Origin of the sequence: Inconstantimicrobium porci, assembly GCF_009696465.1 — a bacterium.
Classification (GTDB): domain Bacteria; phylum Bacillota; class Clostridia; order Clostridiales; family Clostridiaceae; genus Inconstantimicrobium; species Inconstantimicrobium porci.
Map to the genome: position 1 here is coordinate 22,599 of NZ_VULX01000022.1, position 19,279 is coordinate 41,877.

Here is a 19,279-nt window from a genome sequence, read left to right on the forward strand (position 1 = left end):
ATAATTTCTATTTTATTTTCTCTTTTCAAACATGAAATCGCACATCTTATCGCCTCTTCCAAGTGTACCTTTTCTTATGAATTTTATTTTTCGTAGTTCTCCAAAATTTTCATCATCATTACCACAGAACAGCTTACAAATCTCAGGGCATCCTGCTTCGCTGCATGCATCATGCCACAAACATCTAGTAATATCAACTTCAAAGCTATCTTTGCCTGAACACTTTAAACTGCTTGTCCAAAGATCACTTGTTGTAGTCTTTTTAATAAATATTTTTTTAAATATCGTAAAGAAACATGGGATTTTCTCCATAGTCTGATACTGCTTTTTACTCTTTACGCACACAACTGTATGTAGAAATTCATAAACTACATCATAGGATTCTTCCTTACTTAAGCCTTTTTCATGTAACACTAAGTATAAAGCAGGTTTTGAAAAGATAACATTCTTAAGGGTATCTTTTCTATCTTTACTAGTAGCAAGCTTGGTCTTGTTCATTAACTTTGTAACTTTATCACTTGTTAATCTCCATAACTCTTTTCCTTTATTTTCACCATACTTATCAATAAGAAACTCTTCCATTAATATCTCCCCTTCTTTTATATTGGATTATTGAATATCGTTCAATGAACATTCCAAAATATACCAGGGCATCATATACCCTGGTTATTTGCTAATAAATATATATTTATAAATCCTGCTTATTTTAGAATCTTCCATATCATATTCTGTACATATTGAATATTATCTGTAGCATACTTATCATCATTAATAAGTGACATTTCACCATGCAAAATAAACTTTGCTGTAACCATGGAGTCATCAATTGAAGGCTTGCTGTCAAATACCTTTATAATGTCTTCACTACATATATCAACGTATGTTTCCAGCACCATATCATATAGATGCTATTTCGATTCAAAATACTTATAGCAAAGCTCAACATCCATATCTAATCCTTCTGCTATATGTTCAATAGTTGTATTTTCATAGCCACTTTCTGCAAATAATTTCATTGCATAATCCATTATTTCACTTTTTCTTTCATTTCTTATTTTATTTTCTCTCATAGTCACTTTCCATTCATCTAGTTGTATTTACTTTATTTTAGCCACACTTTCTCTTTCTAAAATTTTTAATGAAACATGATCTTCTTCTTGTATTTCCTCTATATCTTCTTCAATAAGTTTTAATAAACCTTCTGCAGTCTTACTGCCGATATGCTCATAATCAAATGCTACAGTAGTAAGTGCTGGATAAGATACAGCGCCGATATCATATCCACCAAAACCTGCTATTGAAACACGTTCAGGTACCTCAATCTTATTTTCATGAAAATATCTTAACACTCCAAGACAGATATTATCTGTAGCGCAGGTGATAACTGTAGGATTTAATTTTAAAACTTCACCTGCTTTATCATAAGAATTTTCAAATGAAAATCCTGTCTCAACAAATTCTACGCTACTTCCAGTATTATCTCTTGTAAACTCATCTATAAAGCCTTTTTTACGGTCAACACCAACTGCTTTATCATTTTCACTGACACCTACAAACACAGCTTTTTTGTGACCTTTATTTTTTAAATATTGTCCCATTATCCTGCCTGCCTTGTAATCATCTAGCTTTATGTAGTTAACGATATCGTTTTTCTGTCCAGTAAAAATAACAGGTACAGATAAATTACTAACTGCCTTTATATGTTCCTTAGTTACAGCAATTGAGTTTACGATTATCCCATCAACGCCTTGTTTTGCAAGACTTCTGATGTTTTCTATTTCTTTTTCAATGCTAAGGTTACTTATCTGAATTAAGCTCTGATAATTCTTTTCTTCAAGTACACTGCTTATTCCTGTTAATAAACATCCTACAGTTACTGAGTTAATTCTAGGTAATACTATACCGATAAGTCTGCTTCTTTTAGTTTTTAGTCTTGATGCAAAGAAATTAGTTTCAAATCCAGTCTTTTCTATAGCATCTCTAATCTTTTCTGCTGTCGCTTCACTAACATATCCATTATTTAAATATCTAGAAACACTGCTTTTCGATACATTGACCATATTTGCAATATCCTGAATAGTAACTTTCTGTTTCATAATTTCCTCCACTTCCTCTAATAACAACATTATAGCACAAGTTGGATAATATGTGTTTTTACATTTTGATTCAACACTTAGAATACTTTCATCTTACTTACTGCAACAATAAAAAAAAGGACTCTTCATCTTTTGAAGAATCCACCTGTTATTCTTTTAATCAGTAATCAATCATCGATCATTGTTCTTATTCCTGTGTCTTGAAGAAGAAGTAAGTTAAGCAGAATGATACTGCCATTGCTACTCCGTTAATCAATAGATATCCACCTATATTGTTAATGTATAAAAGAACTCCTGGTATTGCTGTAATTCCCATTCCTGTTCCTGCCATGTGAAGTGCACCTGCAAATCCTGCACCTACTGCTCCACCGATACATCCAAATACAAATGGTTTTAAGAATCTTAAATTAATACCAAATATAGCTGGTTCAGTTATTCCAAGAAAAGCTGGAACTGCTGATGATATATATAATGATCTCTTTTTCTTGTCTTTAGTTTTTAATGCTACTGCAACTGCTGCTGCACCTTGTGCTACTATACCACAAGTAATCATTGCATTGAATGGATTAACTTTTGTTGAAGCAAGAAGTTCAACTTCAAGTGCGTTTAAAGCATGGTGTACACCTGTAACAACTATTACCTGATGAAGTCCACCCACTAGTGCTCCACCTATACCATAAGGAATTGACATAAAGTATTTTATTGCTTCAAATATACCTGTTTCTGCGCTATGCATTATTGGTCCCACTACTAATAAACCTAAAACCATAGTGATAAGTAAAGTAATAAACGGTGTTATTATAAGATCTAAAACATCTGGTACAACTTTTCTAAAGAATTTCTCTATCTTAGCTGCTATTATTCCAAGCACTAATGCTGGAAGAACTGAACCCTGATATCCTACTACCGGAATACTAAGTCCTAAAAGTGATAGCTGTATTGGTTTTGCTGTTCCTGCCGCAACGTTATATGCATTTGGAAGTTGTGGTGCAACAAGCATAAGTCCTATTACTATACCAATTACAGGAGTTCCACCAAATTTCTTCATTGTTGACCATGCAACTAATGCTGGTAAAAATGCAAATGCTGTATCAGTTAGTATTTCTGTAAAAGTTAAGAAATTCTTGTCCATAGTTACGCCAAGGTTTGTTAATAGTCCTCTTACGCCCATGAACAATCCAGTTGCTACAAGCACTGGTATTATAGGTACAAATACATCTCCAAGTGTTCTTGATATCTTCTGAAGTGTATTCATATCTGAATAAGCATCTTCTTTTGCACTGCTGTTTGATAGGTTTTGATCTCCCCCTACTATAACATCATAAACCTTGTTTACGAAACCAGTACCAAGTATTATCTGATACTGAGCTGCCGCAAAGAACTGTCCCTTTACACCATCAATATTTTCTATTGCTTTTTCATCAATCAAGCTTTTATCTTTTAGTATCAGTCTAAGCCTTGTAGCGCAATGTTCAACTGATTTGATGTTTTCTTTTCCACCAATATGTTCTAGTATCTCTTTTGCCACTCTTTGTTCTTTCATAACAAATCCTCCTTAACTTTCTGAATCGTTTTCGTGAGTTTATGATACCAGTTCCACAATATTTTGTCAATACGTTTACATATTTTTTTTAATACTTTAGAAATTTTTTTCACCTCATATTCTGCGAAAATATAAATTAAAAATATTCTTTTTCAATACAATTTCATCAAATTCTTTTCTAAGTTCAGATATATTCTCTTTTAATATTTCACGTTCCTTATCAGAGGGAGCTAAGTCCATGGTTAATTCATTAATTGGTACATATTCAACAAATGTAACAGCCTTAACTCCTTTATCTACAAGTTCCCTGATATAATCTCTGCTTGTTACAGTAAGCAGATTTTTAGTTGTAACTGTAATTGAACCACCAAAAAGAATCTTTTTCGCATTAAGCTTATTCATAGCTGTCATTATAGCATTGTTATAACTATATTTTAAAAAACTTTACGTATAATGGAATATACTTATATTGTAACTATATTCATAGTTCTTTAACAAGTAAATTCACTAATTATGGAGGGACAAAATATGTCATACAAAAGGAAGAGTTTACAAGAATTGAATCTAAATGATGATTTCCTTTTTGGAAAAGTTATGAATGATATTAGTATCGTTCATGAGTTTCTTGAATATCTCTTAAATATGGAAATTAAAGAAATTGAGATGGTAAATACGCAGGAGGTGATAAGTCCACAGTATGGCTCAAGAGGAGTTAGGCTTGATGTATACGTAAAAGATGTCTATAATAATAAGTATAATATAGAAATACAAAATACTGATAGAGGAAATATTCCTACAAGAATGAGATTTTATCAAAGTGCGATGGATGTACAATCTCTTGATAAGAGTGAAGATTATAGTAATTTAGGAAATGATTATATTATATTCATTTGTCCATTTGACTTATTTCATAAAGGTTATAGTAGATATGATTTTGAATATATTTGCGAATTAAACAGTCTAAACCTTAAATTAAATGATGGTATACATAAAATAGTGTTAAATGCAAATGGTGAAAATAAAAATGTTGATAAAAATATAAGTGATTTCCTTAATTATTTGTGTAGCTCAAATCAAGAGACAGCTAATAATAGCTGTGACTTCGTGCAAAAAATACATCGTAAAGTACTCGAAATAAAGTCTAATAAAGAATTAGAGGTGGAGTTTTTGAGCGTACAGGAAAAGTTTTATGAGAATTTTAAAGACGGCAAGAAAGAAGGTCGTGAAGAGGGTCATGATGAATTTTACAAAATCATGAAGTATCTTAAATCCGGAAAATCAGAAGAGGAAATTCTCAAAATAATGGGTGATGATTGTAAATCAGTCATAGAAAAAGCTAAAACATTACTATAAAAATAAGCCTAAGATAATACTTCAATGTATCGTCTTAGGCTTATTTGTTGTCATAAGGAATATATGGGTAAATTAAGCAAAGAAATAGACATTTAAAATAACCCTAGAATAATTTTACCTCAAATCGTTCTAGGGTTATTTGTTCAGAAAAGAATAATCACATCTCATTTTCTTAGAATGAACTTCTATATATAAGTGCTCTTGAGCTTTCGTTATATAATTTCAATACATTGTAAGAACATGACTTAAACATATTGTATTGAATCCTTAAAAGCTTTGTGTATATCTTTAATCTTTCATATGTTTGCTTAATTTCATTGTATTTAACTTGATTTTTAGGTGATAAATCAAAAACTGAATAATATTTGAACATATTCTCATATTTCAGATATAAATATTGATTTATAGCAACTACCTCACCCATGTATTCAACCCAAAAATTTAAATCTTTAAGCAATGTGTGTAATCCATATATGTCATAGTTGTCGCAATTTATATAAGAGCTTAATGTCTTGCTATAACCTGCAAATGATAAATGGATATTTTCTTTTTCAAAGTAAGGGTTTACAAGATTACTCATATGCTGAAAATCTTTTAATCTATCCTGTATTACTTTTTTATCTACTTCGATTTGCATTAGTACAACACACCTTTATTGTTGGAATGGGGCATTGTTGGACGTACTAAGCCATTGGCAGGTATATTTACAATGGTGATAAGCTGTATTACAGAAATCTATCTTCTTTTCTAATGCAGTAGAGAATGAATGTAGTAAGTTTCTATGCTTCCTTATAACTTCGTTTGCTAACAAGTGCATCATAAACATCAGCTACGGCTACTATTCTTCCTTCTATAGAAATATTACTGCCTTTTTTGCCATTATAGCCTTTGCCATCCCACTTCTCGTGATGATCAAGCGCTATGACTTTGGCACATTCCATTATTGTTCCATTTGTGTTATGTAATATTTCTTCACCTAAAGTAGCATGCGTTTTTATAATATCGAACTCTTCTAAAGTTAGTTTTCCTTTTTTGTCAAGTATCTCAGAAGGTATCATAAGCTTACCGATATCATGCATCATTGAAGCCACTCGTATCTTCTCCACATCCTTTGTAAAAATAACCTTGAGAATAATTGTAATAAGTATTGTAACAATTAAACATCCATGACCTGTTCGTGCTATTTCAGTTATAAAAGCAATTAACGTTAACATCGTCAGGTAAATGAATGCTGATATTCTTATATCTTTTTTTATTACTCTACTGTATATTTTAATTATTATTGGCAGCATAATTATCTGCAAACAGAAAATAAAAATCACATTCCTAGCATCATTAGTTTTTTTAATAATATCTAAATTACAGCATTTTAATTATAAATGGAATTCCATATGAAATAAAACACATAATTGCTGTAGCTAGTATAAGTCCAGTACAGACAGCTAAAAATGCTTTCTTTGGTTTAATTTCAAGAAGTGCTGCAATTAATGAACCTGTCCAAGCACCAGTTCCAGGAAGAGGTATACCAACAAATAGAACAAGTCCTAAGAATTCATATTTTTGTATCTTATCACTTTTCTCCATTGATTTCTTTTCTAACTTTTCAACCATAGGTCTAAATATCTTTGTTGACTTCATCCACCTAAATATTGGTGTTATAAGCCATAATATAAATGGTACAGGTATAAGGTTTCCTATAATACATATTGCTATAGCTTTTATCATCGGTATTTGAAATAATGCTGCTGCAACTAATCCTCCTCTTAACTCAAGAATAGGAATCATTGAAATTATAAATACAACAACTTCATGTGGCAGAAAGCTTAATACATTTGTAAACCAGTTTATAAGTGATTGTGCCATAATTTATACTCCTTTGTTGATTTTTTCTTTATTTTTCATAATACCACTATTTTCTCATAATATCACTATTTTCTCAATATATTAATGTTTTAAATATTTCAAGTGATCCTATTGCATTTTATTATAATTAATATTAATCTAAAATTTGGTTAAAATATAATACAGTGTCAAATCATAAAGGAGGTTATGATATATATGAAATTCTTGAAATATTTACTCATTTTTGTTCCAATAAGTTTTATTGCAAAATTTATGGGTGCTTCAGGTACGATTATGTTTATTCTTGCCTGTGCGTCAATTATCCCTCTTGCTGGACTTATGGGGGAAGGCACAGAAGAAATTTCTTTTTATGCTGGTCCTAAAATCGGTGGTTTTTTAAATGGTACTTTTGGTAATGCTACAGAACTTATTATTTCTTTCTTCGCATTAAAAAAAGGTCTATTTGATGTTGTAAAATCTTCAATTGCCGGTGCTGTTATCGGCAATATCCTCCTTGTAACTGGCGCTGCTATGCTTGCTGGTGGTTTAAAAATCAAAACGCAGAAATTTAATAGAAAAGTTGCTGAAATGACTTCAAATATGCTTCTTTTTGCTGTTATTGGTTTATGTATTCCTGCACTATTTACGCATACATTTCCAGAAGAACTTGTAAACTCTACATATGAGGGTCTTAGTATTTTTGTTGCAGTTATTATGATATTGATTTATGGCTTAAGTTTATTCTTTTCATTTGGTACACATAAACACTTATATACAGCTGAGCAGCATAATAATATTGAAGAATCTCATGGTCCAAAATGGAGTTTGAAAAAGTCCATCATAATTCTTGTCTGTGCTACAGTTATACTTGCCTTTGAAAGTGAATTTCTTGTAAGCGGTATCGAGCCTATTACTGCTTCTTTAGGATGGAGTGAATTCTTTGTAGGAATAATTCTTATACCTATCATAGGAAATGCCGCAGAACATAGTACAGCTGTAATTATGGCTATGAAAGATAAAATGGATGTAGCACTTGAAATAGCTACAGGTTCCAGTCTGCAGATAATATTATTCGTTGCTCCTGTTTTAATATTTATCAGCCTTTTCTTCAAACCAATGAGTATAGTTTTCAATCAATTTGAACTTATTGCATTGATTGCTTCAGTACTAATAATAAACAGAGTATGCAGTGATGGTGAATCAAACTGGCTTGAAGGTATTCAGCTAATGTCAGTATACCTAATTATTGCAGCTGGATTCTTTATAATATAAAAGAGGGCAGCAAGACATATTCTAATGCCGACGTCGTTCCTTACAGTCTCTTAATGTTGTTTCTTCATATGTCTTGCTTCCCCTAGATTACTATAGGACGAAACTTCATTATTCCCTTATTTTAAAAATTAAGGTATAACTAGCATTGTTATTCCAAATTAGTGCTATTATACTAACTAATTTGTCAATAGTAAAAACAAAATAATGAGGTTATATTGTGAACATAGAAAAAAATTGGGACATGATGGCTAAAGCTTATGAAGATTTTACAGAGGGTGAAGATTCATACAGTTATAAGAAAGAACCTTATCCACCAGAAGAGTGGAAAGAAAGCGAAAAAGGCAGATATGATAACTTTATCGAAACACCAACATATATGATAATGAAATTAAAGAAGAATTAATATATCTCTACTCTGTATGTAACTAATAATAAACTTAATTTTATCATAGATGTCACAGGTAACAAGTCACAGGTAACAGATTAAGATGAAACTTTTCTAGCGGACAGTTTCTAAATTTAATTATATCCTTTGTTGTGACCTGATATCTGTGACCTATTCTAGAAATTCTCGTTTAATGAGTATATTAATTTACCCATTTCGTTGAACACATTATCTCTGATGAATTCCTTTTGTTTATGCCTGCTCTCTATTGGAACTGTAATCTTTTTTGAAACAGTTTTATCATCATATTTGATACAGAAATATACTTCACCCTGAACACTGTCACTATTATTAGGATCAACATTGCTTAATGTACCAGTTACACCAATTCCTATGTGACAGTTCATCTTTTCTCTACATACCTCAGCCATCTTTTCAGCTGTCTCACTAGAGTAAACACCATATGTATTTATTGTCTCTTTTGGTACACCTACTCTTTCCTTCTGCTCATTTGAATAAGTTACAAATCCACCTTCAGTTATAGTAGAAGCTCCTTCAACATCTGTAATGCAGCTAATCAAAAATCCTCCAGTGCAACTTTCCATAGTTGTGATACTGATTTTTTTCTCTATAATCTTTTTAATAACTTCTTCACTATTCATTGTTCTAACTTCCCTTCATTAAAGATACATAAAACCATTATAATACAACTATTGCATTAATTAAAATAGCAAAAAAAGAACTACTATAATCAAGTAATTATCAAACATAAAATACATCTTGGAAAGATAAATTATTCGTAAAGCTCATAGGTATCAGGTCACAAGTCACAGGTGAGGAAGCAATTAGGCTCTCTACGATGCCTAATTGTTAACTCCAATGCAGACAAGTCTCCAAACCTCTTTATCAGAAAACTATAAAGATAAAAAAGGAGTGACTTTGTATATTTAGCCATGGAAGTATCCTGTTCTTGAGTTAACAACAACGTACGGTACATCCTTACCATCAATATTTATGTATGCTTGGTATAAATATCCTTCTAAATGCTTTATCTTAGTTACCTTCTGTCCGTACTTCTGTTCAAAATCAGCTTCAAAAAGGTTCTTCCAGTTACTTTGTACTGGTGCATTTTTAGATATATATAAAGCGAAATCCTCTACACTGTTCTTATTTCCTCCTTCTTTAATATACTTATCATAAAGTGGTGCGAAATCAACTTTGTCTAAAAATACCTTGCTCCATTTTATCTTCTCTGCTTCTGGTTTTTTCTTCTGTTCACTTAAAATATAAGACTTAACTTCTGAATAGATGCTTTCAGCTTTATTATCTTTTATTTGTACAGAACTATTTCCAGAGGTACTTGTTATCTTATTTTTTGTTGTTGCAGTTGTCTTTTCTGTTTTAGTGTTGCTGGAACTACTGCTACTGTTTAAATCATTTTCTTTGTTTTCTTCGCCTTCTTTATTTTCTTTATTATTCTGATCTTCAGTACTATTTGTATTTTCAGAAGACGTTACTTTTGTAGAATTATTAGAAGTACTTTCTTTCTGGCTCTCTCCATTACATCCAACAAAAAATAGTGCTGAACATAACATCAAACAAATCATTGCTTTTTTCATTTCATTTTACTCCTTTGTCTATTTATGTATGCTTTTACATTATATAAAAAGTGAATCATAAAAAAGTATCAATAAGTTAACAATTTACATATATATTTCTTATTTAATTTATTTTAGCTTTATCATTTCTGGTTTATGCTCTTTAAATGAGCTGTAATATTTAAAACCTGCCTGTTTTAAGAGTTCTTCTCCTTTTTCAAAGTATGATCCTAAAGTGATGCTGTTATGAGAATCAGTACCGATTGTTACTATCTCGCCACCAAAATCCCTGTAGGCTTTTATGTGTTCAAAGTTTGGGAACTGCTTATTATAAGGCTGTCTGAACCCGGATACATTTACTTCGATTCCAATACCGCTTTGTGCTGCCACTTTCAGCATTTCAAAGATTATTTCATTGTACTTTGTCATGTCCACTTTGATTTTATGAACTCCTTCTATATATCTTAAAGGATATGTAATATGTCCAATAACATCAAATTTGCCCCATCTTGTCATTTCATAATACTCTTCGTAGTATCTTGTAAGCAGGTAATCTAGTCTTTGCTTGTCCATGTATTCTTCTTTTGTAATATAGTAATAGTCCTGTTCATCTTTTGGATTATGCATTGAACCAATAATAAAATCACAAGGAAACTTCTTAAGAACTTTCTCTGCTATTTCCATATTCTGCAGTGGCTGTGCCAGCTCAATTCCTTTTCTCACAATGAGCCTGCCCTCATATTTCTTCTGAGCACATTCCACATCAGAATGAGATTTTCTTATGCTGTTTTCAAAGCTTTCATCATACTCATTAATTTCGCAGTGATCAGTTATGCAGATGCCATCTATATTATTATTAACTGCAAAGCTGCATAAAGTATCCACGCTTTCCTCCCCATCAAAGGAATTTCTTGAATGAACATGACTGTCAAAAATATAATTACTCAAAATGCTTCCCCCCATTGAATTCTATCTGTTGCCGGATTAAACGGCGATTTATTATATAATTCACTTACCCAATGATAAGCAGCTGCTGCAGTGTTAAGATTATTTTTTCTGCAGAGTGTAAAAATATTTTCTTTTAAAGACAATCTCTGAACTAAATTGTTTGTAACTAAGTGACTGCAAACAGGCAATCCAGTAAGTAGAGTCTCATACATAGGTCTTGATAATGAAGGTAACTCCCCCCTTACCTTAAACTTGCTCCCAACACCGCCTTCAATAAGGTGTTCTAAAAATCCCAGATTTTCTTGTGCACTATCATATGTACATCCATCAAGTAGCACAAATATAGTCTTACTCATATATTATCCCTTCTTTCCTTATATATCTATATTATACAGCTTTTTTACATATAGTGTCTTGGTGGACGAGCCTTTTTCAGATTTTTCTTTGCAAATAAATGTCATTGAACAATGGTGACACAACTTTTTTATTTTTTTCAATATATCGTGCACAATTTAATTTGATTCAACTCAATTGCATACAATTAAATAGAGTTCAATTTCTTATATTTTTTTATTATTTTGTTTGTATCAACTTCAAACCCATTTTTACCACTCTGCATACGCAAAAAGAGACTGCATCATTTAATTTATGCAGTCTCTTTTCTTAAAGAATTAATTATGTTCAAACATATTAAAAATCATATCACTTTTATCGTATCGGGCATACTCCTGATGCACATTCATTGTCGATTATTTCGTGTTCTTCATCGTTATCGTAGAATTTAAGTATATCATAATTCATTGGTTTAATTTCTGAAACTCTCTTTTCATACTCTTCCTTAGTAATAGCTTCGTATGGTAGTAATGGATAAGTTTCTTCATATAGTGGCAAGAATGTAATTCCTACTACATAGTCAAAGTTATTATAAAGCCAGTTAGCCACATCATCCCATTCATTTTCTCTTACATGTACCGTAATTGAAGTGTTGTGATCAGTCCAGTTTTCCATTGACATCTTGTACAATTCAAGCTGTTCAATTGCTCCCACATCATACTTTGTTCTTCCTTCCGGTGCTTTAACAGGGAATTCAATAACCTTAGTTGTGCAGTTTTCATCAGTCTGGCCAACTTCGTTGTAAATTGGATAGCACTTAAGCTCATCTATCATTTTGAATAATGGATCACTAACTGATACTCTTACTCTTCTAACATAATAGTTTGAGTGTGAAAAATGTATTCCTGAACTTACACATGGCAACGTTGAAAGTGTTCCTTCTGGCTTAATTGTAGTCATAAGCTCGGGTACTGATATCTTAAGCTCTTTGCAGTACTTTTCTGCTTCATCTTTGACACAGCTTCTAAGTTTTCTTAAAAGTTCAGCAAGATCTGCATAATTCATTTTAGTCTTATTCATCATATCCATCATGCCAGTAAGTGAAATCCCGATTATTCTGTCTTCCTTCATTACTTTATCCCATGATTCAAGCTCGACAGTTACAAGTGTCATTCTCAGTGCTACTCTTGTTGAAAGTCTGATTACTTTTTCAAGTCTTTCTAAATCAACATTATTGTTATCATCAACAAAAGCATAAAGATTGTTAGTAGTCAGATTGCAACATTCATGTGACTTTAAAAGTATTTCTCCACATGGGTTACAGCCTTTAAAGCCACTCTTTCTTCTCTTTGCTTCCATGCCATTGATAAATCCTGGTTCACCATTAATTCTAATTGAATGGAGAATACTTTTTATCTTTTCAAGTGTTGGCTTCTCCTTATAAAGCACTGAATTGTTACTCATCTTTCTATGAGAAATTTCCTTGTTTTCAACCCAGTTTCCATCAACCACTGTATAAAGATTACTCTTTGCATTAATAATATCTGTATCATCTTCGTCACAGATAACCATCATGGCACTTCTTCTTACCCCGCCTGAAACAACATTTTCACTTATTATTGTTGCAATATCAAGAACATCAAGAGGTTTAAGGCTTCCTTCTTCTGTTTCTTGTATTACCTTATTAATTTTCTCAAACATTCTTTCTAGTGATTTATATCCAGAAGCTCTGCCACCAAATCTTTCAAGTCTTTCTCCTTTATCTCTGACGTAACTATAATCAATCATCACATTTTTAACGTGCTTGTGTTCTTCTTTAGTAATTATTTCTAAGTAATATTCTAAAGATTCACACCATCCTTCTTTACTATCACCAACTTTAATAATTGCTGAATTCCCATCTCCATCAACTATTAACTCAGTATGTTCCATTTCAGCTTTACTCTTATTAGCTTTTTCCTGTGCATTATAAATGCTTCTAAGATTAACTTTTCTTACATTATCCATTTTGCTGATAACTTTTTTGTCAATTCTTATGCCTACACCTGATCCAACCATAAGTAAGTAAAATACATCTACAAAATCATGAAAACTTTCTATCATCGTAAAGCTACAGTTAAAATTAGAAAGTGGATATTCTTTGACAATATCTGTTCCACCCATATATAAAGTTCTTCCTGATGTAAAAGTTCTAAGGTTATAAAGATTATCAAATAATCTTTCTGCTTCCTTTCTTTCCTCATCCATATCAATTTCTAAATTATTTTGTTTTTTAAAATCAATACCTAGTCCAACATTATATTCTGTAGTTCTAAGTACAGTTTCAAACCATGTCTCTCTTCTTCTCTTATCACTTAAATATCTTGAATAAGTTCTTAGATATACAAATTCACCAATGCTGCTAAGTGGTGCTTCTTCTTCTCTATATTTATTTAAAAATTCATCTGATAAAATTCCGGCCATCTATTGTTCCTCCAACTCACTATCATCGTATGTATAAATCTTTTCTCAATAAAATTTATTTTAAATCATTTCATCTTTAAATACAACATCTTGTATTGTTATTGTTTCGTTTACACTAGATATTGTGAATGTATTGATTGTGTATTTTTCAACATTGCATTAACATTTTATTTTATTAAAAATTTTTTTATTATTTAACTTCTAAAGCAAAATAAATTATTTGGAGTTATAATATGTTTGAGATTAATTATAAAGGGGTAATTATAAATGAAGAACTTTAATTTTTATGCACCTACTGAAATGTTTTTTGGTAAAGGTGAAATCAAAAATCTTCCTAATTTAATTTCAAGATATGGGAAAAATGTTCTCTTATGTTATGGTGGAGGAAGCATAAAAAGAAATGGAATATATGATAGTATTCATAAGCTTCTTAAAGACTGTACTATAATTGAACTTAGTGGTATTGAACCTAACCCACGTATAGAAACTGTGGAAAGAGGAATTAAATTATGCAGAGAACATAATATAGATGTTGTTTTAGCAGCTGGTGGTGGAAGTACTATTGACTGTGCTAAAGTTGTTGCAGCTGGTGTTTGCTATGAAGGTGATGCCTGGAACATAGTTACTAATCCTTCTAAAATCAAAGCAGCTCTTCCATTAGTAACAATCCTTACTCTTGCAGCTACTGGTTCAGAAATGGATCCTTATGCCGTTATATCCAATATGAAAACTAACGAAAAAATAGGAACAGAGTCACAATATATATTGCCAAAAGCTTCAATTCTTGATCCTGAGTACCTTTATACAGTACCAAAATATCAAACTGCAGCTGGTACAGCAGATATAATGTCACATGTAATTGAAAACTATTTTTCAACTGAAATTGATACATTTGTTCAAGATAAAATTTCAGAAGGTCTTTTAGAAGCTTGTATAAAATACTGCCCTGTTGCATTAGAAGATCCTGAAAATTACGAAGCTCGTGCAAATCTTATGTGGGCTAGTTCACTGGCTTTAAACGGACTTACTGGTTGTGGAAAAAATCAGGCTTGGAGCTGTCATCCTATTGAACATGAATTAAGTGCTTTTTATGATATCACTCACGGAGTCGGTCTTGCAATAATCACACCAAGATGGATGAGATATATTTTAAATGATAAGACTGTGGATAAGTTTGTCCAATATGGCGAGAATGTCTTCCATATTCAAAATACTGGTGATAAATTTACAGTAGCCAACGAAGCAATTGATAAGACTGAACAGTTCTTCAAAGACTGCAAAATTCCAATGACTTTAAAAGAACTTAATATAGATGAAACTCATTTTGAAAAGATGGCAGAAGATGCAGTAAAATTCGGTGGACTTCAATATGCATATGTTCCACTTAATAAGAACGATGTAATTAATATTTTAAAAGAGAGCCTATAATACAACTGTATAAGATCATAAGTAAAAGGTCACAGGTCACAGTTTTTTCATTATCTGTGACCTGTGACTTTTGACCTTTTACCTATAGTATGTTTCTCTTCTTTGCCTCTTCCATAAGTTTTGGCTGTATTTCTGGATATGTTAATTTATCTGGTATTTCATATGTATCTCTTTCTTTATGTTTGCAGAATACATATTTGCCATTATACTTTGCTATTATTACTGCAAACTTTAAAAATTTATCTTCTACTGAATCATAAAAATTAACTTTCATATTTTCCATTCCCTAATCATCTATTTTATTTTTTCCTTATACATTGAAATCATAATGTCAACAACTTCATTTATATTCTCTCTGTTTTCATTAATAAATGTAAGTATCTCTTCTGTTGATGGTTGCTTATAAACATGTGCAATTCTATTTCTATACTTTCTATATTGATTTAAAAAGTTATAGATATCTTCACTAAATATATTATTTTGATATAGTTTTATAAGTGATTTATCCATATCATCACTTATCTTATAAAGTTTTAGTTCCTTCAGACAAAGGGATGTGTAATTTTCAATAAGTATAAAATATTCAAGAAAACTTTGTTTTATAGACGACATGATTATCTCCCTCATACCATCATCTGAAGTCTCATTAAGTACTTTAATAGCCTTGTCCATAAGAGATAGAGTTTCTCTTATATTTTTAATTATATCATACAGTCTGTCTGTATTCATCATTCAATCACATCTCTTTCCCTAAAATATCTAAATTCTTCATTATTTTTATATATAATATCAGTTTTATTATAATCTTTAGTGAATACATCGTTTTTATCGTTATATATAAGTATGCCAGAATCATAAACAGTAACCTTAAATCTTAAATCTATATCTTCACCATTTAAAAAAACAACATCTACATCTCTATTTATTAGATTACTTATCGAATCTTCTATATCCATGATTGCAGAAAGACCAATTTTATGACTGCTTAATACAGCAATATCAACATCAGAATATTCTTCAAAATCATCGGTAACTATGCTGCCAAAAATTATCACAGAGTTTATACCATAATTTTCATAAATCTTACTGCATTTGTCAGATTTAAGAAGTTCAATTATTTTATTCTTATCATATATCACATTTACACCCCATATGGTTAAATTTTAATTTATTATTATTATAGATTAACTTACAAATATTATTTTACCATTTCAAATTTTCTCTCATAAATTTTCTTCACTATAAAAAATGACGCTGCTGCACAAAGCAGTCCTATCAGCACTCCAGCCGCTACATCTGTTGGATAATGAACAAAAAGATATAAACGTGAAAAAGCAATAAGCGATGCTAGTACAAAAGCTGCTATACCTGCTTTCTTGTAATATAAAAATATTGCGAAAGCTCCTGCAAAGGACACACTTGTATGACCTGAAGGGAATGAATAATCCTTTGGTATTTTTATAAGCATTTTTACACTATCATCTATCCAGCAAGGACGTGATCTTGCAAACACATTTTTCATAATTACATTACCGAAAATTCCAAATATCAAAAGAGCCACTGCCATAGTAATTCCGCATTTTCTATACTTTTTAATGCAGATAAATATTATTGATAATACAATCCATATTGCCCCCGCGTTCCCAAGACTCGTTATAAACACCATGATACTGTCAAGCACAGGATTGTGAAGTTCCTGAAGTGCATGAAGAATATTCATTTCCATATACTAAACCCCTCCAATTTATTATTTATATAGATTATATCCAAAAAACATCTTTTTAACAACAAATAAAACATGAATCAGAGCAAAGGTCACCAGTCACAGATTTTGCTTGTTTATTTTCTATGCTTATTGGGAGGATTCTCCTCCAAACCTTCTTATTTGAAACTCGCGCAAACGTGAGTTTCATCCTTAATTATGCACTATGAATTATTAGTTATTAATTAAAAAGCAGCCCTTCGAAAATATATTTGAATTAAGGCTGCTTTTATTAATTATATTATAAAGTACACTATGAATAGTGCTGCTAATACATACATTACTGGATGGATTTTTTTGTAGTTTCCTTTGAATACATTAAGCACTACATAAGTTAAGAATCCACATGCTATTCCTTCACCTATACTGTATGTAAGTGGCATTAATATCACTGTTAAGAATGATGGAATCGCTATTTCACTCTTATCCCATTCTATTTCTTTAAGATTTGCACACATAAGTGATCCTACTATGATAAGAGCTGGTGCTGTTACTGCATTAGTTACTACTGCTAATAGTGGTGAAAAGAATAAAGAGGCTAAGAATAATAATCCTGCAACAACGCTTGATAGTCCAGTTCTTGCTCCTACTGCTATTCCTGATAATGATTCAACATATGAAGTTGTGTTAGTTGTTCCAAAAACTGCTCCAATGCAAGTAGCAACTGAGTCAGCAAGCAATGCTTTTGAACCATTTTCTACTGATCCATCTTTCCTTAATAGTCCTGCCTTTGAACCAACAGCTACTAGTGTTCCTGCTGTATCAAAGAAATCCATAAATAAGAATGTAAATACAACAAGCATCATCTGTGGTGTTAATACATTTTTGATGTTAGCGATTGAAACTCCAAAAGTCGGAGCCATTGATGGAATCATTGATATTACTTTTGATGGTACTGGTATTATTCCAAAAATCATACCTACAACTATTGTTAAAGCCATGCCTATAAATATTGCTGTGTTTTTCCCTCTTACCATAAGTATTGAGATAACTAATATTCCAAATACAGCAAGTAACACATTAGGATCAGTAAGATTACCAAGTTGTACAAATGTAGCATCACTTTTAACGATAATACCTGCATTTTTAAATCCTACAAATGCTATAAATAAACCTATACCAGCACTAACAGCAAACTTTAAGTTCTGTGGTATAGCTTTAATTATTATTTCTCTAAGTCCTGTGATTGAAATTACTAAAAATATTATTCCTGAAGCCATTACGCCTGCTATTGCAGTCTGCCATGGAATATTCATTCCAAGACATACGCTATATGCAAAAAATGCATTAAGTCCTACACCAGGAGCAAGAACCATTGGAAATTTTGCATATATACCCATGATAAGAGTACCTATTACCGCAGCAAGACCTGTAGCTACAAAGACACTTTGTTGATTCATTCCTGTTTCAGATAATACACTTGGAATTAAAAACAATGCATATGCCATTGTAAGGAATGTTGTAATTCCACCTATTATTTCTGTTTTTAAAGTAGTATTTTTTTCATCGAAATTGAAGTAGTTAGATAAAAATTTCTTCATTTATTTTCCTCCATGCCTTAATAATCAAGGCTTATCGCATGATGAGGTTAATTGATTGCTAGCTGTTACGTATTATATTGTTTTAAGTACATATAACTCTTCTTCATAAACTGGAATTTAATAAGATTAGAGATAAGCGATTAGAGAGAAGAGAACAGGATGAAATTAGTTCGCTATGCTCACCAATTTCTTCATTTTAATGGAGGTTCTGCCTCCAAACCTCTGAAGTTACAAAGATTAAACAGTCATTTCGAGTATTTGTTTGCTTATAACTTGGCTGGAAACTCCCTTCAGGGAGTTTCATCCGAATCTCTGCACTCTTCATTCTACTCTCTTATCTATAAGTCCTTATTTGGTATTTTATGATATTGACTAACTATATTTCTGTATCAGCTTCTTTGTATCATATTAGATATGTAATTTTCATCTGCCATGAAACGACATCTGAGAACAACACATCGTAGTCAGGTTATTTATGGCAACCTGGTAGAAACTGCAATCCCATATCGACTGCGTTATACGATAGTCTTGATTTGTTATAGACTATAATACAATGTTTTTTTTGACTTGTCCATGTTACTTTATAGTAATGTTTGTGTCAAGTAAATGTTGGCAAAAATATATCTTTTTAAACTTTTTATTAATTATCCATTATTTTACATATAAATTGTATTTTTTCCCTTCCCTATAAATCTATTTTATGTATATGATAAAT

At 31.3% G+C, this 19,279-nt stretch carries 23 protein-coding genes and 1 riboswitch; of the genes, 4 read left to right on the plus strand and 19 right to left on the minus strand.

Annotated elements, in window-relative coordinates; translation table 11 throughout:
* Nucleotides 1–12: 12 nt before the first annotated feature.
* The 6 genes from FYJ33_RS12195 to FYJ33_RS12220 form a co-directional block, all read right to left on the minus strand.
* Nucleotides 13–582, minus strand: coding sequence for an L-2-amino-thiazoline-4-carboxylic acid hydrolase (locus FYJ33_RS12195; RefSeq protein WP_154532000.1), 570 nt, complete (start codon nt 580–582; stop codon nt 13–15).
* A gap of 119 nt (nt 583–701) precedes the next feature.
* Nucleotides 702–896 (minus strand): hypothetical protein, encoded by a 195-nt coding sequence (locus FYJ33_RS12200; RefSeq protein ID WP_154532001.1) that lies wholly within the window; start codon nt 894–896, stop codon nt 702–704.
* Between the two features lie 12 nt (nt 897–908).
* Nucleotides 909–1,070 carry a TetR/AcrR family transcriptional regulator gene (locus tag FYJ33_RS12205; protein ID WP_154532002.1) on the minus strand — a complete coding sequence of 54 codons (162 nt, stop codon included), beginning with the start codon at nt 1,068–1,070 and terminating at the stop codon, nt 909–911.
* Nucleotides 1,071–1,097: 27 nt separating this feature from the next.
* On the minus strand, nt 1,098–2,096 hold the full coding sequence (locus tag FYJ33_RS12210) for a LacI family DNA-binding transcriptional regulator (protein WP_154532003.1): 999 nt from the start codon (nt 2,094–2,096) through the stop codon (nt 1,098–1,100).
* 187 nt (nt 2,097–2,283) lie between these two features.
* A complete protein-coding gene (locus FYJ33_RS12215; RefSeq protein ID WP_154532004.1) occupies nt 2,284–3,639 on the minus strand; it encodes a sucrose-specific PTS transporter subunit IIBC in 1,356 nt (451 codons plus the stop codon).
* A gap of 114 nt (nt 3,640–3,753) precedes the next feature.
* Nucleotides 3,754–4,041: a hypothetical protein gene (locus tag FYJ33_RS12220; RefSeq protein WP_206046690.1), complete on the minus strand. Its 288-nt coding sequence runs from the start codon at nt 4,039–4,041 to the stop codon at nt 3,754–3,756.
* A gap of 126 nt (nt 4,042–4,167) precedes the next feature.
* Between FYJ33_RS12220 and FYJ33_RS12225 the strand changes: the two genes are divergently transcribed.
* The gene (locus FYJ33_RS12225; RefSeq protein ID WP_206046691.1) at nt 4,168–4,992 is read left to right on the plus strand and encodes an Rpn family recombination-promoting nuclease/putative transposase; all 825 of its coding nucleotides are present in this window, start codon (nt 4,168–4,170) and stop codon (nt 4,990–4,992) included.
* 172 nt (nt 4,993–5,164) lie between these two features.
* Here FYJ33_RS12225 and FYJ33_RS12230 read toward each other — a convergent pair whose 3' ends face one another.
* The 3 genes from FYJ33_RS12230 to FYJ33_RS12240 form a co-directional block, all read right to left on the minus strand.
* Nucleotides 5,165–5,629 (minus strand): hypothetical protein, encoded by a 465-nt coding sequence (locus tag FYJ33_RS12230; RefSeq protein WP_154532007.1) that lies wholly within the window; start codon nt 5,627–5,629, stop codon nt 5,165–5,167.
* Between the two features lie 142 nt (nt 5,630–5,771).
* Complete coding sequence (locus FYJ33_RS12235; RefSeq protein ID WP_206046692.1) at nt 5,772–6,206, minus strand: HD-GYP domain-containing protein; 435 nt, start codon at nt 6,204–6,206, stop codon at nt 5,772–5,774.
* A gap of 145 nt (nt 6,207–6,351) precedes the next feature.
* Entirely contained in the window at nt 6,352–6,855 is a 504-nt protein-coding gene (locus FYJ33_RS12240) for a COG2426 family protein (protein WP_154532008.1), read from the minus strand.
* A 195-nt stretch (nt 6,856–7,050) separates the two neighbouring features.
* Here FYJ33_RS12240 and cax point away from each other — a divergent pair, with 195 nt between their 5' ends.
* Together cax and FYJ33_RS12250 are read left to right on the plus strand one after the other, a co-directional pair.
* Nucleotides 7,051–8,106, plus strand: a complete 1,056-nt coding sequence (gene cax, locus FYJ33_RS12245) for a calcium/proton exchanger (protein ID WP_154532009.1) — start codon at nt 7,051–7,053, stop codon at nt 8,104–8,106.
* 217 nt (nt 8,107–8,323) lie between these two features.
* Nucleotides 8,324–8,509, plus strand: coding sequence for a hypothetical protein (locus FYJ33_RS12250; protein WP_154532010.1), 186 nt, complete (start codon nt 8,324–8,326; stop codon nt 8,507–8,509).
* A 158-nt stretch (nt 8,510–8,667) separates the two neighbouring features.
* Here the strand turns inward: FYJ33_RS12250 and FYJ33_RS12255 are convergent, their stop codons facing one another.
* The 5 genes from FYJ33_RS12255 to nrdJ form a co-directional block, all read right to left on the minus strand.
* Entirely contained in the window at nt 8,668–9,153 is a 486-nt protein-coding gene (locus FYJ33_RS12255) for a CinA family protein (RefSeq protein WP_154532011.1), read from the minus strand.
* Nucleotides 9,154–9,438: 285 nt separating this feature from the next.
* Nucleotides 9,439–10,110 carry a hypothetical protein gene (locus tag FYJ33_RS12260; RefSeq protein WP_154532012.1) on the minus strand — a complete coding sequence of 224 codons (672 nt, stop codon included), beginning with the start codon at nt 10,108–10,110 and terminating at the stop codon, nt 9,439–9,441.
* Between the two features lie 108 nt (nt 10,111–10,218).
* Nucleotides 10,219–11,037: a histidinol-phosphatase HisJ family protein gene (locus tag FYJ33_RS12265; RefSeq protein WP_206046693.1), complete on the minus strand. Its 819-nt coding sequence runs from the start codon at nt 11,035–11,037 to the stop codon at nt 10,219–10,221.
* Entirely contained in the window at nt 11,034–11,393 is a 360-nt protein-coding gene (locus FYJ33_RS12270; protein ID WP_154532014.1) for an alkaline phosphatase family protein, read from the minus strand. The genes FYJ33_RS12265 and FYJ33_RS12270 overlap by 4 nt, the downstream gene beginning before the upstream one ends.
* Before the next feature lie 352 nt (nt 11,394–11,745).
* On the minus strand, nt 11,746–13,833 hold the full coding sequence (gene nrdJ, locus FYJ33_RS12275) for a ribonucleoside-triphosphate reductase, adenosylcobalamin-dependent (protein WP_154532015.1): 2,088 nt from the start codon (nt 13,831–13,833) through the stop codon (nt 11,746–11,748).
* A gap of 267 nt (nt 13,834–14,100) precedes the next feature.
* Between nrdJ and FYJ33_RS12280 the strand changes: the two genes are divergently transcribed.
* Nucleotides 14,101–15,261, plus strand: coding sequence for an iron-containing alcohol dehydrogenase (locus tag FYJ33_RS12280; RefSeq protein ID WP_154532016.1), 1,161 nt, complete (start codon nt 14,101–14,103; stop codon nt 15,259–15,261).
* Nucleotides 15,262–15,343: 82 nt separating this feature from the next.
* Here the strand turns inward: FYJ33_RS12280 and FYJ33_RS12285 are convergent, their stop codons facing one another.
* The 5 genes from FYJ33_RS12285 to FYJ33_RS12305 form a co-directional block, all read right to left on the minus strand.
* Nucleotides 15,344–15,544 (minus strand): NUDIX hydrolase, encoded by a 201-nt coding sequence (locus FYJ33_RS12285; protein ID WP_235900841.1) that lies wholly within the window; start codon nt 15,542–15,544, stop codon nt 15,344–15,346.
* Between the two features lie 11 nt (nt 15,545–15,555).
* Nucleotides 15,556–15,993 (minus strand): HepT-like ribonuclease domain-containing protein, encoded by a 438-nt coding sequence (locus tag FYJ33_RS12290; RefSeq protein ID WP_154532018.1) that lies wholly within the window; start codon nt 15,991–15,993, stop codon nt 15,556–15,558.
* The gene (locus FYJ33_RS12295) at nt 15,990–16,400 is read right to left on the minus strand and encodes a nucleotidyltransferase family protein (RefSeq protein WP_277644195.1); all 411 of its coding nucleotides are present in this window, start codon (nt 16,398–16,400) and stop codon (nt 15,990–15,992) included. Before FYJ33_RS12295 ends, FYJ33_RS12290 begins: the two co-directional genes overlap by 4 nt.
* A gap of 59 nt (nt 16,401–16,459) precedes the next feature.
* On the minus strand, nt 16,460–16,987 hold the full coding sequence (locus tag FYJ33_RS12300) for a phosphatase PAP2 family protein (RefSeq protein ID WP_154532019.1): 528 nt from the start codon (nt 16,985–16,987) through the stop codon (nt 16,460–16,462).
* Between the two features lie 272 nt (nt 16,988–17,259).
* Nucleotides 17,260–18,564: an NCS2 family permease gene (locus FYJ33_RS12305; RefSeq protein ID WP_154532020.1), complete on the minus strand. Its 1,305-nt coding sequence runs from the start codon at nt 18,562–18,564 to the stop codon at nt 17,260–17,262.
* A gap of 441 nt (nt 18,565–19,005) precedes the next feature.
* Nucleotides 19,006–19,107, minus strand: a riboswitch (purine riboswitch).
* Between the last annotated feature and the right edge of the window lie 172 nt (nt 19,108–19,279).

Coding starts and splice junctions, on each gene's coding strand:
- FYJ33_RS12195 (WP_154532000.1), bottom strand. CDS start 582: ATGGAAGAGTTTCTTATTGATAAGTATGGTGAAAATAAAGGAAAAGAG.
- FYJ33_RS12200 (WP_154532001.1), bottom strand. CDS start 896: ATGGTGCTGGAAACATACGTTGATATATGTAGTGAAGACATTATAAAG.
- FYJ33_RS12205 (WP_154532002.1), bottom strand. CDS start 1,070: ATGAGAGAAAATAAAATAAGAAATGAAAGAAAAAGTGAAATAATGGAT.
- FYJ33_RS12210 (WP_154532003.1), bottom strand. CDS start 2,096: ATGAAACAGAAAGTTACTATTCAGGATATTGCAAATATGGTCAATGTA.
- FYJ33_RS12215 (WP_154532004.1), bottom strand. CDS start 3,639: ATGAAAGAACAAAGAGTGGCAAAAGAGATACTAGAACATATTGGTGGA.
- FYJ33_RS12220 (WP_206046690.1), bottom strand. CDS start 4,041: ATGAATAAGCTTAATGCGAAAAAGATTCTTTTTGGTGGTTCAATTACA.
- FYJ33_RS12225 (WP_206046691.1), top strand. CDS start 4,168: ATGTCATACAAAAGGAAGAGTTTACAAGAATTGAATCTAAATGATGAT.
- FYJ33_RS12230 (WP_154532007.1), bottom strand. CDS start 5,629: ATGCAAATCGAAGTAGATAAAAAAGTAATACAGGATAGATTAAAAGAT.
- FYJ33_RS12235 (WP_206046692.1), bottom strand. CDS start 6,206: ATGTTAACGTTAATTGCTTTTATAACTGAAATAGCACGAACAGGTCAT.
- FYJ33_RS12240 (WP_154532008.1), bottom strand. CDS start 6,855: ATGGCACAATCACTTATAAACTGGTTTACAAATGTATTAAGCTTTCTG.
- cax (WP_154532009.1), top strand. CDS start 7,051: ATGAAATTCTTGAAATATTTACTCATTTTTGTTCCAATAAGTTTTATT.
- FYJ33_RS12255 (WP_154532011.1), bottom strand. CDS start 9,153: ATGAATAGTGAAGAAGTTATTAAAAAGATTATAGAGAAAAAAATCAGT.
- FYJ33_RS12260 (WP_154532012.1), bottom strand. CDS start 10,110: ATGAAAAAAGCAATGATTTGTTTGATGTTATGTTCAGCACTATTTTTT.
- FYJ33_RS12270 (WP_154532014.1), bottom strand. CDS start 11,393: ATGAGTAAGACTATATTTGTGCTACTTGATGGATGTACATATGATAGT.
- nrdJ (WP_154532015.1), bottom strand. CDS start 13,833: ATGGCCGGAATTTTATCAGATGAATTTTTAAATAAATATAGAGAAGAA.
- FYJ33_RS12280 (WP_154532016.1), top strand. CDS start 14,101: ATGAAGAACTTTAATTTTTATGCACCTACTGAAATGTTTTTTGGTAAA.
- FYJ33_RS12285 (WP_235900841.1), bottom strand. CDS start 15,544: ATGGAAAATATGAAAGTTAATTTTTATGATTCAGTAGAAGATAAATTT.
- FYJ33_RS12290 (WP_154532018.1), bottom strand. CDS start 15,993: ATGATGAATACAGACAGACTGTATGATATAATTAAAAATATAAGAGAA.
- FYJ33_RS12300 (WP_154532019.1), bottom strand. CDS start 16,987: ATGGAAATGAATATTCTTCATGCACTTCAGGAACTTCACAATCCTGTG.
- FYJ33_RS12305 (WP_154532020.1), bottom strand. CDS start 18,564: ATGAAGAAATTTTTATCTAACTACTTCAATTTCGATGAAAAAAATACT.